Origin of the sequence: Candidatus Nitronereus thalassa (genome assembly GCF_032191465.1) — a bacterium.
In the GTDB taxonomy this organism is placed as follows: domain Bacteria; phylum Nitrospirota; class Nitrospiria; order Nitrospirales; family UBA8639; genus Nitronereus; species Nitronereus thalassa.
On sequence record NZ_JAQOUE010000001.1, the window covers coordinates 2,531,868 to 2,547,455 of the forward strand.

Below are 15,588 nucleotides of genomic sequence, written 5' to 3' on the forward strand. Positions count from 1 at the left end.
GAGATTTTGCGCCCTGTTCCGCTAAAGTTTTTCACTGAGGATTGGGCAACTTTACACCAATAAGAGGCCGATGGCTCTAGCTTTTTCAAACGCTGGGGAATGCAGCATGGAATCAAATCCATTTGGTCCGTCTTGGAGATAGGCTACTCGAGTATCTTTAAATGTGGGATAGGAATGTCCTCCATCAGCGCCACGGGGTGTAGATCTGTGAATTAGGTCGAGCAGCCACTCTGCGTTTTCCTTCGGTAGCGTACAGGATTCATCCATGGTTCGATTTGGTAGGAACATGCGAACCCGATTTCCTTTTACTGTTTCTTGATATGGCTCTCCGCCGATCCAGACAAACCGGCGTTCGGACAACGATGGATCTTCTGGATATGGGGTCGCTAAGATACGCTTCACCCAATCACGCCGTACGTGTGGTTTGGATACCGGCTCGGTAAACCAGGCCCGGACATCCTGTTCTAACGCTTCGCCTTCGATGTATTGATGCAACGCGCTGCGCAATCCTTGCCCTACCCAATCCGGCAACATGCCTTTCACATCGGCATAGACCAAATCATTTTCGGCAAATCCGCCAAACGTTGGTCCTAGTCGTCGAATTCCATAACGTTCAGGGTTTAACCCAATCGGGCTGTGTGCCGTGGCGGAGAAACGATGCCAGAAGGCCGATTGAATTAAATCATGCGCGAACAATTGGCGAACCCGTTCCAGGCTGTCCACGGCTTCATCAATGGTCTGTCCTGGCAAGCCGTACATGAGATAAGCATGAATGAGGATTCCCGCCTGCCTACAGGCTTGGGCCACACGCACGGTTTGATCGACCGTGATGCCTTTTTTCATTTCTTCCAACAAGCGATCGCTGGCTGCCTCCAACCCTGCGGTCAACGCGATGCACCCGGAGGCCGCCAACAGGCGACACAGGTCCGGAGTAAACGCCGGTTCGAATCGCACATTGCCCCACCACGAAATCGTCACCCCACGTTCCAACAGGATCAACGCCAATTGTTTGAGGCCAGCCGGCGGGGCGGCTTCATCCACAAAGTGAAAACCCCGCGTGCCTGTCTCGGCCATCATCGCTTCGATGCGATCCACCAGCACTTCACTTGGGGCCGCTTCATAACGCCCGATGTAATCCAGACCCACATCACAAAACGTACATTGCTTCCAATAGCAACCATGTGCCACGGTCAACTTATTCCAATGCCCATCCGACCAAAGCCGGTGCATCGGATTCAAAGTATCTAAAATCGACAAGTACTGCGTGAGGTTCAACCCTGAATAGGTAGGTGTGCCGAGTTCAGCCATCGTGGGGTTGCGTTCCTTGGCTCCATCTCTCCACACCACCTTGGACTCCGTACGCAAAAATGTCCGGCAGAGATCTGCCTCTTCCCGCTGACCTTCAAGATGTTCCAGCAGACACAGAAATGGCAGTTCGCCATCATCCATCGTGATGAAATCCACGTAATCAAACACACGGGGATCATTCACCTGCCGCAACTCGGTGTTCGGATATCCCCCGCCAAGCACAACGGTAATTTCGGGAAATTTTGATTTGAGCGCCTGGCCCATCCTAAGCCCGCCGTAGAGGTTTCCAGGAAACGGAACGGTCAAACCGACGACAGAAGGTTGGCACTTCTCTACATGTTGCCACATGGCATTCAACATCAGCTCATCGGGAAGGCTTGGCGGGGAAGCCAGGGCTGCTGCGATAGGATCGAACGATGACGCTCCCATGGCGATCGACTCGGCATATCGACTCAAGGCAAAGTGTGGCGAGATGGTCGCTTGGATCAAATCCGCCAAGTCTTCCAAATACAACGTGGCCAGATGCTTTGCGCGATCCGTTTGATAGTCCGAACGTTTATGGAGGGAGGTCGTGGATTCCTCATTGGTAAAGCGCGGACCTTGCGGAAGAAACTCTCCCTGGAAGATACGCGTGGCCAACGTGGGATCACGCCCTTGTAAAAACTGAATAACGGAATCAATGGTCTCTACATAGGTATGGGACAAGCTCAACATCTGTCGAGCTTCACCAGGAAGGTCGGCATCGGTCCGTGAGCGCAATTCCTCAAAGACCCTCGTTAACCCGGATTGTGAAAACAAGCCCAACACCATTTCAATTCCAACATCGGCCTGGTCCACCGTGTACCCGCGTCGTCGAAGAAACCCCGTGAGATACGCGGTGGAAGGATAGGGCGTATTCAATTGTGTCAACGGAGGAATGATTAACAGAATGGAAGAGGTAGGCATGACATCACACACCTACCATACTGACTAGGCTTTCTGCTAGGGATTAGGAGGAGGATTATGTTGAAAATATAGGAAAACTATGATGTCCTATGGACCAAAGAGAAAAACTACGAATCTGGTTTTTCTAGATTTGTCCTATCTATTATGATCTGCTATTCCGTTATGGAACAAGTTCGTAGTCTTCACCGAATGCTTTTGTTTTAAATAAGCGAAACCTGACATCATTAAGATCCAAGAATGGAAAGCTTTTTTTATACCTTTCTATTAGTTTTTGAAAAGCTACCCTGCCATCAGGGTAATAGCGCCACAGCGTTGGTTCATAGGTACAATCTAGATAGAAGCTTCCAATAAATACTGTTTCATTTGGTTTGACGATAAAGCTCCCACCTATTGGTTTCTTATCTTTATATAGGATATCTCGTTGTGCGGTTAGAAAGCCTATCTTAGAAATCGAATCAGCTATCTTAATACTAAACGCGCTTATCCCGTACTCACCAGGTTCCAATGAGAATGCATAATTTAAAAATACCGAATCGACCATAAGTCGAGAAGGGCTATGTAGCACAAGAGTTGGCTCAACCTCGTTGCTAATAACGGGCATTGGAAGCTTATCAAAGGCAAGGTTAATTAATTGTGCATTCTCATGAGTACCACAATTCCAACGCCGTCCCCAATTCACATCCAATAACACAACCCCATTCAATTTATCTTGGGTATATGTATCTTTTGAAATTACATTAGTGCCTTGAAATTTTATAGGTTGAGTACCACCGGAACAGGCAGATATAGCTATAGTGACTATAAACGAGAGGAGAGTTTTATAGTTCATAAGTTCTCCTTTGTCACTCGCAGTAAAAAGGTAACCTTAATCTTATTGAATAACCTCCAGCATCGCTCCCTAATACACCACTTCACGCAGTTGCCTCACTCCGTGAAGAATGCCCATGGAGCGACGTCCTAGGGGCGTCAGCACATACTCCACCTCGACTTGGAGTTTGTCGCTCATGACGGTTCGGTCCGCCAGACCAAATCGTATCATGTTTCGCATAGGATGGTTACGATACCCGAATGATTTCTACTGGCTTTTTGGCTTCGAGATTGTAAAGATCAAGCCGTCGATCTCGTAAGGGACGCACGCTTCCCATCTCTCGTGTTTCGTGAAGCACGACCAGATCGAGATCGCCGATGACGACGGTTTCGCTGTTGAAGTCGGCAGTGCCGGCAATCCCGTCCGTGGGGAAGGCCATATCGCTCGGCGTGCAGATGGCGGCTTGGCCGTAATTAATAAGGAAGTTATCGACCTGGGGGAGATTCCCGACGTTGCCGGAAAGTACAGTATAAATGACGTTTTCAACTGCGCGCGCTTGGGCCGTGTATCGTACTCGCAAGTAGGCCTTCCGCTCATCGGTGCTAAACGGAACGAACAAGACTTCGACGCCTGCCAGAGTCAGCAATCGAGCCAGCTCGGGAAATTCGATGTCGTAGCAGACGAGTATCGCAATTCGGGCATGGCTGGTTTCGAATACTTTGAGGCCCTCGCCAGGTTCTATCCCATATTCTTTCCGTTCATTCGGCGTTACGTGGAGTTTGTCCTGTGTGTATACGTTGCCATTGGGGTCAAACAAATGTGCCACATTGCGAATACCGTTTCCGACATGAACCGGATGGGAACCTCCAATGATAAACAGGCCTGAGCGTTTGGCTTTGGTGATGAACATGTCTCGATACCGGTCCACCATTCCTGCCAGTTCTTTGATGCCGTCCACCGGTTTCATCGTCGGGTCGAGCATGCTAAAGAGCTGCACGGTAAACAATTCGGGAAAGACCAGGTAATGACAATGGTATTGCTCGGCTGTGGCTACAAAGAAATCCACTTGATGTTCGAACTCTTCCCAACTTTTGACTGAACGCATTTCGTATTGCGCGGCGCAGACCCGAATTTTTCGTACGGGGCGTTTCATTGGCGAGGCGGCAATCATGCGTTTTGGTTGGCGGTACGCGGAATTCTTGAGTTCGAGAAAGGTGGCATAGTCCAAACTCTGTTCGTCCTGAAGGTAGCTCATGTGGACGCCCTTCACCTGGTACCCGGCTTTGAGGTGGGCAGTGAGCGCAGGATCTTTCAGCTCTCCCCGGCAAACTTTGTCCACGTATTGTTCGGCAGACAAGCGTCCGGCGTACTCACGGTATCCTGGAATACGTCCTCCTGCCACCATGCGACGAAGGTTAAAACGCTTTAGAATATTCATCCGGGCTGCGTAGAGTTTTCCGGCAATGCCCAGCCCACGATAATCTGGATGCACGGCCATATCCGCGCCATAAAGATCATCGCCGGCTGGGTCGTGGGTGCTGAAGGTTCCATTACCTGTAATCTCCGCATAGGAGTACCACGGGGATTCGTCATCGAGATGGACGATTAGTGCCATTGCATATCCCACGACCTGTTTTCCGATCGTTGCAATGAGTTGACCGTCGGGGAAGGCTTCGATTTGCATCCGGAGAAGTCGTTCGTCACAAAGTCCCGCTGGGCCATAATTGGCATACGCGGCAGCTTGGCATGCGTAAATTGTCGGAACATCATCAAGCCGAGCACGGCGAACTTTGACGCTTGCGGCACGGGAAGTCAGTTCCTTTGGGGAAAGCTCATTCGCCATATTGAGCACCGGGGTCCTTCTTGGCCGTAAAAGAATGTGGCATGGATATTACCTACAGAAAAAGTTGTGCATCCTAAAAAATCGCTGTCACAATAGTTTAGCCATTTGGTTACGTCAAATGAGGGTTACCGATCCGGAGGATGGTTCACAGATCGGAATTTTAGGTATTTACCTCACGTCCATGAGGCGTGGTTCTCTCAGGAGGTTATCATGTTCGGTCCAATTACTGTGCCCTTTGGAGTCAAGATGCTGTTTAATACCGTGAAGCTCAAACCCGATGTCAATTTTGATCAGGTGGAATTAGCGGTCGGAGAAATGTGCATGGTGGTGAAGGAAACGTACGGAGGGGAAAAGGGAGGATTTATTGCAGGCCAAGTCTTCAAATTCTCAGGTTTTGTGTCTGATGAAGGGTCGTTCTCAAATTCCAAAGCTGCGAATGACCATTATGCCATTGTGACCTATTGGCATTCGTTCGAGGATCATGAAAGATCCCATGCGGATGATATCTTCAAACAGAAGCTCAATGCCTTGTTAGCGCTTTGTTCTGAGACCCAAGAGTTGGGCTATGATTTGTTATGGCAAGGGGAAGCGAAAGCTTCGTAAGAGTGGTAATTTCCCAAATGAGACAGGCCCCATCGTTAAGAGGGGGCCTGTCTGTGGATTGGGAAGAAACTTTTATGCCCTTATTGAAGTTCTGGATTTTCTTGTTCCTCGAATCTTGCTCGAATATCCGCGTTGAATACTCCCTCCGCTGAACCACCTCGATTGCAACGAATTTGGCCAGAGTCTGTATTGCAGCTTTTGCTTTGCAGCCAGGGGTACTCGATTCCCCAGAGTCTGAGGCGATCCACTTTGTGCGATTTGGGAAATTCAAAAAACTGATGCATTTCTTCTTCAACACTGAGGGCGGTGTTGGCATTTTGGTTCGAAAGAATTTGCGTCCACCAGACCAGCAATTCACCAATAACTGAGGCCTGATGGTTTCCATCAAATGGATCATAGGGAAGGACTTGAGACGCCCCGCCAAACAGGCATTCGTATTGGCCACCAAACACCTGAGCCTTGAACACTGTTCCTTTGATAGGCTGCCTTCTCAATTTTTGAGTCAAGTGAAGTGTGGCTTGTCCATGGTCTGGGCCTCCATCCAAGACGCAGCCATTGGGAACGAGGGATACGGAAAATTCTTGTCCTCGAAATGGTTGTCCATCTATTCTTCTTGGAATCCGGATGCCGGCCAATCGTCGCTGATTAGGAATTCGAATTTTCAATTCGCTAGCAAGTGGTGTTTGAGAAATTTCATCTTGTTTCGCCTGAAAATCAATAGTGAGTGAGCCATTCAGGACCGGATCATGAGCATACGTGGTACCGGCCATCATTCCCCCGAAAAGCACCGAAAGAAATATCGCTCGTATGGCAGATTTGATGAGTTTCTTTCCTAAAAAGGGCAATTGACGTGATGATTCGAGAATCCCCGAAGAAAAGCGTTGCCCATTGTCGTGATTGATTACACCCAGTGCCATGTAGTCTCTCCTTTTGACTGTTGGGAAGAACGGGACTCATTTTGGAAAAGGCAGGGCGACTATGCACATGCATGACGGCCTAGCCAGAGGGAATGCCTTTATGAACACATTCTGCTCTTTCCTGAACGAATTCCCTTCCTCCTCCATGATCAACAAAAAAACTTTCCTTGGTTTTGACTATCGGCCCTTCTCGCGAGATCCTTGCCATTCCGGAAAAAGTGCATAATTCCGGGCCTTAGAAACAGAGATCCGCCCTGTTCCGACAAAATGATATTAAATGACAGGAACGAGGAAACGTTTCGTTTAAAGAAGGAAACCCTAGATTGACGTGCGACAATTTGACGGGTATGGAGGAGGAGTTCTTGGGAAAAATTAGGGAATGCCTTGATTGATCTTATTTATGAAGGGCTGCATAGCAGGACAATTTCTCACCATTTAAAGAAGGAATGGGACTATTCTTCTGCGGCTAATCCGAGGGTGACCAGACGGCGATAAAAAGTCGAGCGGCTCATGCCTAGAATTTTTGCGGCCTCGGTGCGGTTGTTGTTGGTGTATTTGAGAATGGCCGTGATTCGTTCTTTTTCGTCGGGTTCATGCTCCTTGCTCAAGAACACTTGAGGATCGACCTCCGCGATTTCCGGAGGTAGATCTGACGGTTCTATCGATTTTCCATGGCACCCGATGAGGGCAAAGTCTATGGCGCTTTTCAATTCCCGTACGTTGCCGGGCCACGGGTATCGCATCAGCAATTGCATGGCATCGCGGCTCAAGTCCATTCCCTCAGATTTTCCGCTTGTGGCACGTGCCTGTCCTAAAAAGACAGAGACCAACAAAGGAATATCTTCCCGCCGTTCTTGTAAGCGTGGGAGTTGAATGCGGCCGACTCGTATGCGGTATAGCAAATCGGAGCGGAATTTGCCGACATTGGCCAGGTCCTCCAAGTTGGCATGAGTGGCAGCCAGAATGCGGACATCCACTTTCCGTGGTGAGGACTCTCCTAGTCGAAGGATTTCTTTTTCCTGAAGGGCGCGCAGGAGGGTGGCCTGTGTCGTTAGGGGCATATCACCAATTTCATCCAGAAACAACGTGCCTTGATGGGCGGCTTCAAACAGACCTTGATGATCTTCGGTGGCTCCGGTAAACGCCCCTTTTTTATGCCCAAAGAGTTGGCTGCCGAGCAGAGTTTCGGTGAGCCCCGCGCAATTTATCGCCACAAATGGTTCATCATGGCGGGGACTGATCGTATGAATGGCGCGTGCCACCAGTTCTTTGCCGCTTCCTGTATCGCCAGTGATTAAAACAGGGACTTCGAGTGGGGCAACATCTTTGATTGCTTGGTAGACCACCTGCATGGCTGGACTCTTTCCCACGAGGTCTTGAAACTGAGCCTGTTTGTTCACCTCCCGGCGTAGCTCATGAATTTCGGTGATGTCATAGAGGACAAACACTTTTCTGGTGGAATCTTGAGGATCATCCTTGATATCAATTTCCAACCAGAACCGTTTGCCCACCCTAGAGTCTAGATGGGTGTGAATTTTCGATCGTTCACTTACGGGTTGGTGAAGCATTGATTGCAGAGCTGCTTCTTCAGTCTTGGGCAAGCCAAATACTTTTTCCCAGGCTTGGCCGCATACGTCTTCCGCTGGTTGGTGAAGGATCTGTGCGGCAATTTCACTGATAAACTCGATGTGGCCATGGTTATCAATCAATATTGTGCCAATCTCCAATTGGTTCAAAATTGATGCTAAATTATTCCGACTTTGTTCGAGTTGTGCGTAGAGGTCTTCCAGTTGTGTTTTTGATCGAGCCAATTCTTCGTGATGGGCTTGTTCCAAGTCGTGGTGACGTTTCTTGTCCAGGCAATTGGAAATTCTGGCTTTCAGGATTTTGGCGTTAATCGGTTTCACCAGGTAATCATCCGCTCCGAGCATCAGACATTTTTCAACGTTGTCTAATTCGTTGAGTGCGGACACCACGACCACGGGAAGCGTCTGATGTTGAGGATTGCTCTTTATCTGTTCCAATACCTCAAAGCCGCTCAGGCCAGGCATCATGATATCGAGAAGCATGAGATCAAACGGTTGGGTGTTTAGGAGTTGTAAGGCTTTTTCACCATTCTCCGCGGTGCGGGCGGAATGCCCTTGGCGCTCAATGTGCCGAACCAACAAGTCGCGATTGTCGGGATTGTCATCGACCACGAGAATGGATGCTTTGGGTGAGATGGTCATACGGAAGGTTCAGGCAGGAGTCGGTGAATTTTTATGAGAAGGGATGAAAAGTCGATGGGCTTGGGTTCGTATTCATCGCATCCGGCTTCGTAGGCTCGTTCCTTATCCCCGGTCATGGCGTGGGACGTGAGTGCGATTACGGGGATATGTTTCGTGTCCTCTCCGTGTTTCATGGTTTTGGTGGCATTCCATCCATCGATTTCCGGCAAATTCATATCCATGAGAACTAAGTCTGGTTGTTCCGTTTGGGTCATTTCCAGACCTTTTTTGCCATCCTCCGCCACTAGGACATGAAATCCTTTGCTGCTCAATCGGCGAGAGAGCATGTCCCGGTTCAGTTCGTTATCCTCAATCAGTAAAATTGTTGCCATGGTCGGGTTAGGTGCGTACTGAGGGATCTGCAAGGGCAATGTCGGGAAGACTCAGATCGGGTGACCAGGGGGTAGGAATGGTCATCACAAAGGTAGAGCCTTTGTCTTTTTCACTCGTAACCTGAACATCGCCTCTGAGAATCTGAGAAATTTTTCTGGTTATTGCCAACCCGAGCCCGGTTCCTCCGTACTTACGGGTGGGGGAAAGGTCGCCCTGAGAAAATGGATCAAAAATGGTTTCTAATTCTTGCTCGGTCATACCAATGCCTGAATCAGTTACGCGAAAGGAAACCCAATCTTGCAAATCACTTCGTTCTCGCGTCACGGTAAGGTTGATGGTTCCTTGGCTCGTGAATTTGCATGCATTGCTGAGGAGATTATAAAGACCTTGCCGAATTTTGGTAGAGTCAGAATACATGTCCCCCAGATTGGCTTCGCATTGCACGTTTAAGACATTTGCATTTTTTTCTACTAATGGTTGGATGGTCGTTTCTACGTCATGGATGAGATTTGCTAAATGAAAGGTCTCCGGATGCACGTCCATTTTTCCGGCTTCGATTTTTGATAAATCTAAAATGTCATTGATTACGGTGAGCAGGTGTTTTCCGGACCCCCTAATTTTTTGAAGATCGGGGATATATTGTGAATGTCCATGGTCTGTGGCCTCCTCCTGGAGCATCTCGCTGTATCCAATAACAGCATTGAGTGGGGTTCGTAGTTCGTGGCTCATGTTGGCCAAAAACTGACTCTTTGCCTGATTGGCGACCTCGGCATCGAGTTTGGCTTGGCGTAATTCATCTTGTTCATTTTTTCGTAGGGTAATATCACGAAGAGAACCGGCCATACGGGTTGGTTGTTGGTCATTCGACCAGATCGCTTGCCCTCTGGCATGAAACCACCGAAATTCACCGGATTTGGTCTGAAGGCGATAGTCAATGTCAAAGGGAACCCTTTGATGGAGATGGGCGTGGATGGCATCCATGACACGTTGATGATCATCTGGGTGTAATTTGGATTGGAAACTGGAAAAGACATTATCCATCTCGTCGTCCTGATATCCCAATAATTCTTTAAACCTCGGGGAATAATACATCCCGTTTGTGATAATATCCCAATCCCAGATGCCATCGTTGGATCCTTTTACCGCAATATCATAGCGTTCTTCACTTTGTCGTAATTCTTGCTCAGCACGACGACGTTCTGCCATTTCTACGTGTACATGGCGATTGGCGATCAAGAGTTTTCGAGTCATGAAGATGGTAAACGTTCCAACCACTAGAGCAATGGCGGCTTCCCATTTGAGCGTATCGGCCATTTTGGATCGCGAGTAGTCTCGGAGAAGTTTGACGGTTTCATCGGCGCCATTCAGAAAGACGGTGTGTAATCCTAAGAGCTCCTGGAATTTGGCTGGCCAGATTGGGTCTTCTTTGGGAATCTCTAAAAAGGCATCGGCTTCGGCAATGTAGGTATCTAAAAGGGATTTCTGAGCTTGCAGTCGTCGTTTGATTTCTTGTGTTGGTGCTCCGGGAATAAAAAATGTTTCTCCGGTGCCTTGATTTAAAACGATCTGTCCTCCTTTGATTAATGCATCTACAGTTTCTCGTAATTTTTTTCTGGTCGCGGCTTGTTCCGGGGTCGAACCCTGTGAGATCAACAGCACCTCGCTTAAATCTTTTTGAATGAGAGTTCGTTCTTGCCCAGCCAGATCGATGATGATGGCATCATTCTTTTGTTTATTGATCACCAAAAAGGTGTACACCAAAATTCCCGAAAGGGTCAGAATGAATAGTGTCGGTAAGCCCACCAATTGGGCAACGAGACTGGGTTGTTTGGTTGTGGAGCTAAGGTGGGTCGATTGCGGCATACTGAAAAGTAACAAATGGGTTCTAAAATATCACATGAAAAGTTTTTCTTTCAGGAACTCCAAAATCTTATTTCGGTAGGCCCTCCTTCATATTTTGGTCATGGGTTTTTCCCCAAAGCCAGGTTTTATGACGAGTTGATTTGTGTGTCAGGTTGTGTCACCTGACACATTGACCCTGTGGTAGTGAAACATCTTTGTGGAACAGTTCCAGTGTTCTCCAAAAATCTCAATGAACTCAACGTTGTAAGTGTTTGAAAACAATAATATTTTTGAAGATGGTCAATAATGGCACTGCCTTTGCTCTATGTTTGGTATGACCTTTTAATTTTTGGATATCATCGTTCTACAAAGGAGTTGATGATGAAACGTACTCTTAAAACAATGGTGCTCCTCTCCATGATGATTGCTTTCACTGGGAATTTAGCTCTGGCAGGGAGTGAACGCGATCCCTTAAAGCCACGCGTGCCCAAAGCGGAAAGGGGAACAGCCAAAAAAATGAAATCGCCGTTTGGGGATTTAGATGAGGCTCCAGCTGAAATCGTGGCGGAAGGCAAGAAAATTTTTGAAGGCAAGGGGACCTGTGTGAATTGTCATGGAAAAGACGGGGATGGCCAAGGGCCTGCTGGTAAAGTGTTGAATCCAGGTCCTCGTGATTTCACCAACTGTAAATTCCACAAGAGACGGAAGGATGGGGAATTGATGTGGGTGGTGATGAATGGAAGTCCCGGGACGGGAATGGTATCCATGATTCCAGCGACGATTTCTGAAGAGGAAGGCTGGAAAGTTCTGGCCTACGAGCGGAGCTTTTGCAAAAAATAATCACATTCGTTTCATGGGGAAAAATATTTTCCATGATTCACTCTTGTTGCGAATGTTCCTGAAAGAAAAATAAGTTGAGACCACTGGCCCCGTTTGATTGCATCTGCAAGGTTGGCCCTGGGGGGGGATCCTTTCTTGGGAAGCATGAAATGAGGGCCAGTGCCTCCTTAACCCATTAAATCCCACCTTCTCTCTTCACCATCTATTTGTTATCAGGACGAAGAGCACCATGTGAAATGTTCAGGCCATTGTCAATTCGGCTGGTTTTCCTTTTGAGCCTAGCTAGGATTTCCCATTCTTTGCCACAAAGTCCACAGAAAATGTTTTTCTCCCGGAGATCTTAATGGCCCGTATTCTTTTAATCGACGATGAACCACAAGTCCTCGCCTTGCTGGGAGAGTTTCTCGAGCAACAGGGCCATGAGGTCAGAGAGTGCTCGAACGGAACCGAGGGGATCAGGGCATTCAAGCAAACTCATTTTAATCTGGTCATCATGGATCTATTGCTTCCTGACAAAGGTTGAGCTGATACATTGCGTGAACTTAAGGAACAACAAGGACAAGTTATTGTTTTGGTTATGTCGGGTGGATTTTACTTAGGTCCTGAAGAGACGCTTGCTGATATCGCACAAGATCTTGGAGTCAGGGCTGCGTTGGCCAAACCATTCCACTTACAGGACTTTCTTGCTATGGTTGATCAATGTCTTGCTAGCTCATTAATACCCATTCAACAACATCTCCCATCACGCCAGGCATAGGTCCCTGCCGGTCTAAATGTTTAATACAATATCAGTTTTGGACTTCTACTTATTTCTACAAAGGAAATTGTTCTAAGGAATCATGAATTTCTTGAGGTAAAGAGAATTGAAATCATTGATACGGATGAAGGTGTTTTGAATATTTGATTCTCAAGCTTCCCCCAAGGCCCTGTTGTTGCAAATGACAGGGCCTTTTTGTTTTTCTTAGAGAATCATCTTGGGTGAATGTGTGAAATCCTGGGGGTGTGTTGGGTCCAAATCGAAAAATTTTATAAAGTTCTTGGTGATAGGAAGTCATGGATAAAGCGTTTGTCAGTGTCAGATGGTTATGGGTTGCTATGGTAGGGGGAAGCTCCATGTTGGCCGTACCCGGCAATTCGACGATTGGAGGGATGTTGGGGGATGTGGTGGGCCATTTCTTTTCCGCCGCGTTACTTGCGGTTGTGCCTATTGCTGGATATCGTCTGATGTATAAACAAATTTCCGAGAAAGAAATGACGTTTATTTTTGCCGCAGCCTGGGCTTATCTCGTGATCTCGCAATTTTTTGGACTTTAGAATGAGGATCAAAATTTCAAATGGAAGGGTATCTTTTTTAGGTTATTAGGGGTGAATGGGTATCCCATTCAATTTGAGAAATTAGAATGTTTCCACCTCTTGTTCGTCGTCCGGTTGATTCTTGGTTTTTTCTTTCTTTCTATGAATTATTTCGTGCAGTAAGAGGCCAAGTTCTTTATTCTGTATAGGTTTCATAAGACAGGCCTGGATCCCGAAGGCTCTAGCCTTGTCCAAATTTATGGAATTGCTGTAGCCCGTGCATAGGATAATGGGTAGACCTGGCCGAATGTGGGATATTTCCTGAGCCAATTGTTCGCCCATCATGTCTGGCATATTTTGGTCAGTAATAACAGCGGCAAATTGTTTTGGGGATGCGCGAAATATGTTTAGAGCCTCCAAACCGTTTGTGCACGCAACGACGGTGTAACCAATTTCTTCCAGTATTTGTTTCCCCAATTCTGCCAGTGGTTTTTCATCATCTACAAAAAGAATTGACTCTGTTCCGTGCAGAAGTGGTTTCACATCCTTTAGTACTGTTTCCATATTGGATTTACAACAGGGAAGGTAGATGCAAAAGGTCGACCCGATGCCAGGTGTACTGGCAAGGGTAATGGCACCATGGTGATTGGTCACAATGCCATGGACGACGGCTAACCCCATTCCCGTTCCTTCGCCTACTTTTTTGGTTGTGAAAAATGGGTCAAAGATTCGTTGCGCGATCTCAGGAGGTATTCCGCAGCCGGAATCACAAATGTTTAAACGGACATGAGAGCCTGGCTGGAGTTCTGGAAAGTTCTTGGAAAACTCATCACTGACCTCGAAAGGCTCTAGGCTGATCTCTAGAATGCCGCCATTTGGTCGCATGGCATGTTCTGCATTGGTGCAAAAATTCATCAGGACTTGGTGGATCTGAGTTGGATCCCCCAACACCAAGCCTATATCTTCCCTCACCTGATAGTTGATTGTGACGGTATCCGGGAAGGTCGCCTTTATCAGATGGAGCACTTCCTCAACAACAATTCTTAAATCAACGACCTCGCGGGCCGGATCATTTTTTCGACTAAAGGTAAGAATCTGCTGAACTAACTTTTTAGCTCGTTGTCCAGCAATGGTGACCTCATGGAGATGGTCTTGTAAACGACTAGGATCATGAATGCGTCTTATCGCGAGTTCGGTGTATCCCAAAATGGCGCCTAGTATATTGTTGAAATCATGAGCGATGCCTCCGGCCAATGTCCCGAGGGCCTCAAGGCGTCGGGACGTTTGAAGCTGCCGTTCTTTTTGCCTTAAGGATTGTTCTGCTCGCTGCCGTTCGGCCATTTCGTGAGCCAAGGCCGTATTCGTGTTGGATAACTCGATTAATTTATTTTTTAATGCTGAATAGGATTCCTCCAGTTCTTGGGCCATTTCATTAAACGCTTTGGCTAACACCCCAACTTCTTGAGACCCAGTTTCTTCCAACTTTTTGGAGAAATCTTGCCGGCGAACTTGTTTGGTTTGTTGGACAAGGTTGGTTAATGGAGAGGATATGTTCTTTCCAATCACAAAGGCTCCAAAAATCAGCATCCCTATGAAAATCAGTCCGCTGATAATTGTGAGGTGCTTCAGTTGTGCAATAGGATAAAACGCTTCGTCTGCATCAATTTTGACGACCAATCCCCATCGATAGGAGGGCAAATAATCCCATGTCGCCAACACCTGTTTCTCCCTATAATCACTTGATAACCCTGAACCACGTTCCCCGTTCAGCGCGAGTTGCAAAGGTGTGGTCTCATTAGTTTTAAAAAAGATTAGTTTCTTCAGGCTAGTCTGGGATTGATGGCGGGGCGGACTGACCAGTAGCGCTCCCTCAGGTCGACGATAACCAATCACCACTTCCCCGGTCTTCCCCAATCCTCGATAATCCTGGATAAGGTCCTGAATGTCTTCATCCCTGACCTCAAGAGCAACAACTCCTAGAAACTTTCCGTCCTGAAAAACCGGGGCGGCCATAAATGCCGCGTCCCGATTTTGAGCATGGTGGGGTTGGAAGTCTGAAATCCCGGTTTCCAATAGCGTTCTGGCTCGGTCGACTGCCCTAGCAAGAGCCGTATGGCGAAACGGTCCGGTGAGGAGATTTGTCCCAAACTCCTCCCCACGATTCACCGAAAAAATGGCATCCCCCTGAGGGGAAATCAGAAACAGGTCGCCATATCGGGATGATTCTTTGTAATCCGTGAGAAAGTGTTTTAGCTCCTGTTCAATGGTCATATATTCAACAGAATAAATTTGCTGCCCTACCTGATAGGCTGTATCGAATTTTTCCATGGCTTCAATAATGAAAGGCATACGTGCCAGGGTTGTGACGTCAATAGCCCTTTCGTTGAGAAAGGCCTTCATGCCTTCAGTTTTATGAGTGGCTATCGCCAAAAGTTTGCTCGTGACGACAGTCTCTAGATAACTTTTGGCGTTGTTATAGGTGATGACGGTTACTAGGAAAAATGGAGTCGCACCCGTCAAGACCAATCCAATGAGTAATTGGGTAGAGAGTTTTAGTTTTTTCCACCATTGGAAACCCATAATCTACCT

General features: G+C 47.5%; 14 protein-coding genes. 5 read left to right on the forward strand and 9 right to left on the reverse strand.

What is annotated here, in order from left to right; all coding sequences use genetic code 11:
* Positions 1–51: 51 nt before the first annotated feature.
* The 4 genes from PPG34_RS11430 to PPG34_RS11445 all read right to left on the reverse strand — a co-directional run bounded on the left by PPG34_RS11430 (position 52) and on the right by PPG34_RS11445 (position 4,904).
* Positions 52–2,253 carry a B12-binding domain-containing radical SAM protein gene (locus tag PPG34_RS11430; RefSeq protein WP_313833440.1) on the reverse strand — a complete coding sequence of 734 codons (2,202 nt, stop codon included), beginning with the start codon at positions 2,251–2,253 and terminating at the stop codon, positions 52–54.
* Positions 2,254–2,413: 160 nt separating this feature from the next.
* On the reverse strand, positions 2,414–3,082 hold the full coding sequence (locus tag PPG34_RS11435) for a hypothetical protein (RefSeq protein WP_313833441.1): 669 nt from the start codon (positions 3,080–3,082) through the stop codon (positions 2,414–2,416).
* A gap of 69 nt (positions 3,083–3,151) precedes the next feature.
* Positions 3,152–3,301: a hypothetical protein gene (locus tag PPG34_RS11440; protein ID WP_313833442.1), complete on the reverse strand. Its 150-nt coding sequence runs from the start codon at positions 3,299–3,301 to the stop codon at positions 3,152–3,154.
* A 7-nt stretch (positions 3,302–3,308) separates the two neighbouring features.
* Positions 3,309–4,904 (reverse strand): GNAT family N-acetyltransferase, encoded by a 1,596-nt coding sequence (locus PPG34_RS11445; RefSeq protein ID WP_313833443.1) that lies wholly within the window; start codon positions 4,902–4,904, stop codon positions 3,309–3,311.
* A 210-nt stretch (positions 4,905–5,114) separates the two neighbouring features.
* On the opposite strand from PPG34_RS11445, the gene PPG34_RS11450 reads away from it, so the two are divergent.
* Positions 5,115–5,507 (forward strand): hypothetical protein, encoded by a 393-nt coding sequence (locus PPG34_RS11450; RefSeq protein WP_313833444.1) that lies wholly within the window; start codon positions 5,115–5,117, stop codon positions 5,505–5,507.
* An 80-nt stretch (positions 5,508–5,587) separates the two neighbouring features.
* On the opposite strand, the gene PPG34_RS11455 is transcribed toward PPG34_RS11450, so the two are convergent.
* From PPG34_RS11455 to PPG34_RS11470, 4 genes are all read right to left on the reverse strand, one after another.
* Positions 5,588–6,424: a hypothetical protein gene (locus PPG34_RS11455; protein WP_313833445.1), complete on the reverse strand. Its 837-nt coding sequence runs from the start codon at positions 6,422–6,424 to the stop codon at positions 5,588–5,590.
* Between the two features lie 452 nt (positions 6,425–6,876).
* Positions 6,877–8,652 (reverse strand): sigma-54-dependent Fis family transcriptional regulator, encoded by a 1,776-nt coding sequence (locus PPG34_RS11460; protein ID WP_313833446.1) that lies wholly within the window; start codon positions 8,650–8,652, stop codon positions 6,877–6,879.
* Positions 8,649–9,023 (reverse strand): response regulator, encoded by a 375-nt coding sequence (locus PPG34_RS11465; RefSeq protein ID WP_313833447.1) that lies wholly within the window; start codon positions 9,021–9,023, stop codon positions 8,649–8,651. The genes PPG34_RS11460 and PPG34_RS11465 overlap by 4 nt, the downstream gene beginning before the upstream one ends.
* Positions 9,024–9,030: 7 nt before the next feature.
* On the reverse strand, positions 9,031–10,887 hold the full coding sequence (locus PPG34_RS11470) for a PAS domain-containing sensor histidine kinase (RefSeq protein WP_313833448.1): 1,857 nt from the start codon (positions 10,885–10,887) through the stop codon (positions 9,031–9,033).
* 357 nt (positions 10,888–11,244) lie between these two features.
* Here PPG34_RS11470 and PPG34_RS11475 point away from each other — a divergent pair, with 357 nt between their 5' ends.
* From PPG34_RS11475 to PPG34_RS11490, 4 genes are all read left to right on the forward strand, one after another.
* Complete coding sequence (locus PPG34_RS11475) at positions 11,245–11,706, forward strand: c-type cytochrome (protein WP_313833449.1); 462 nt, start codon at positions 11,245–11,247, stop codon at positions 11,704–11,706.
* A 343-nt stretch (positions 11,707–12,049) separates the two neighbouring features.
* Positions 12,050–12,229 carry a response regulator transcription factor gene (locus PPG34_RS11480; RefSeq protein ID WP_313833450.1) on the forward strand — a complete coding sequence of 60 codons (180 nt, stop codon included), beginning with the start codon at positions 12,050–12,052 and terminating at the stop codon, positions 12,227–12,229.
* A 9-nt stretch (positions 12,230–12,238) separates the two neighbouring features.
* A complete protein-coding gene (locus PPG34_RS11485; RefSeq protein ID WP_313833451.1) occupies positions 12,239–12,463 on the forward strand; it encodes a hypothetical protein in 225 nt (74 codons plus the stop codon).
* A 296-nt stretch (positions 12,464–12,759) separates the two neighbouring features.
* Complete coding sequence (locus tag PPG34_RS11490; protein WP_313833452.1) at positions 12,760–13,020, forward strand: hypothetical protein; 261 nt, start codon at positions 12,760–12,762, stop codon at positions 13,018–13,020.
* An 81-nt stretch (positions 13,021–13,101) separates the two neighbouring features.
* Here PPG34_RS11490 and PPG34_RS11495 read toward each other — a convergent pair whose 3' ends face one another.
* Positions 13,102–15,579 carry an ATP-binding protein gene (locus PPG34_RS11495; RefSeq protein WP_313833453.1) on the reverse strand — a complete coding sequence of 826 codons (2,478 nt, stop codon included), beginning with the start codon at positions 15,577–15,579 and terminating at the stop codon, positions 13,102–13,104.
* Positions 15,580–15,588 lie beyond the last annotated feature (9 nt).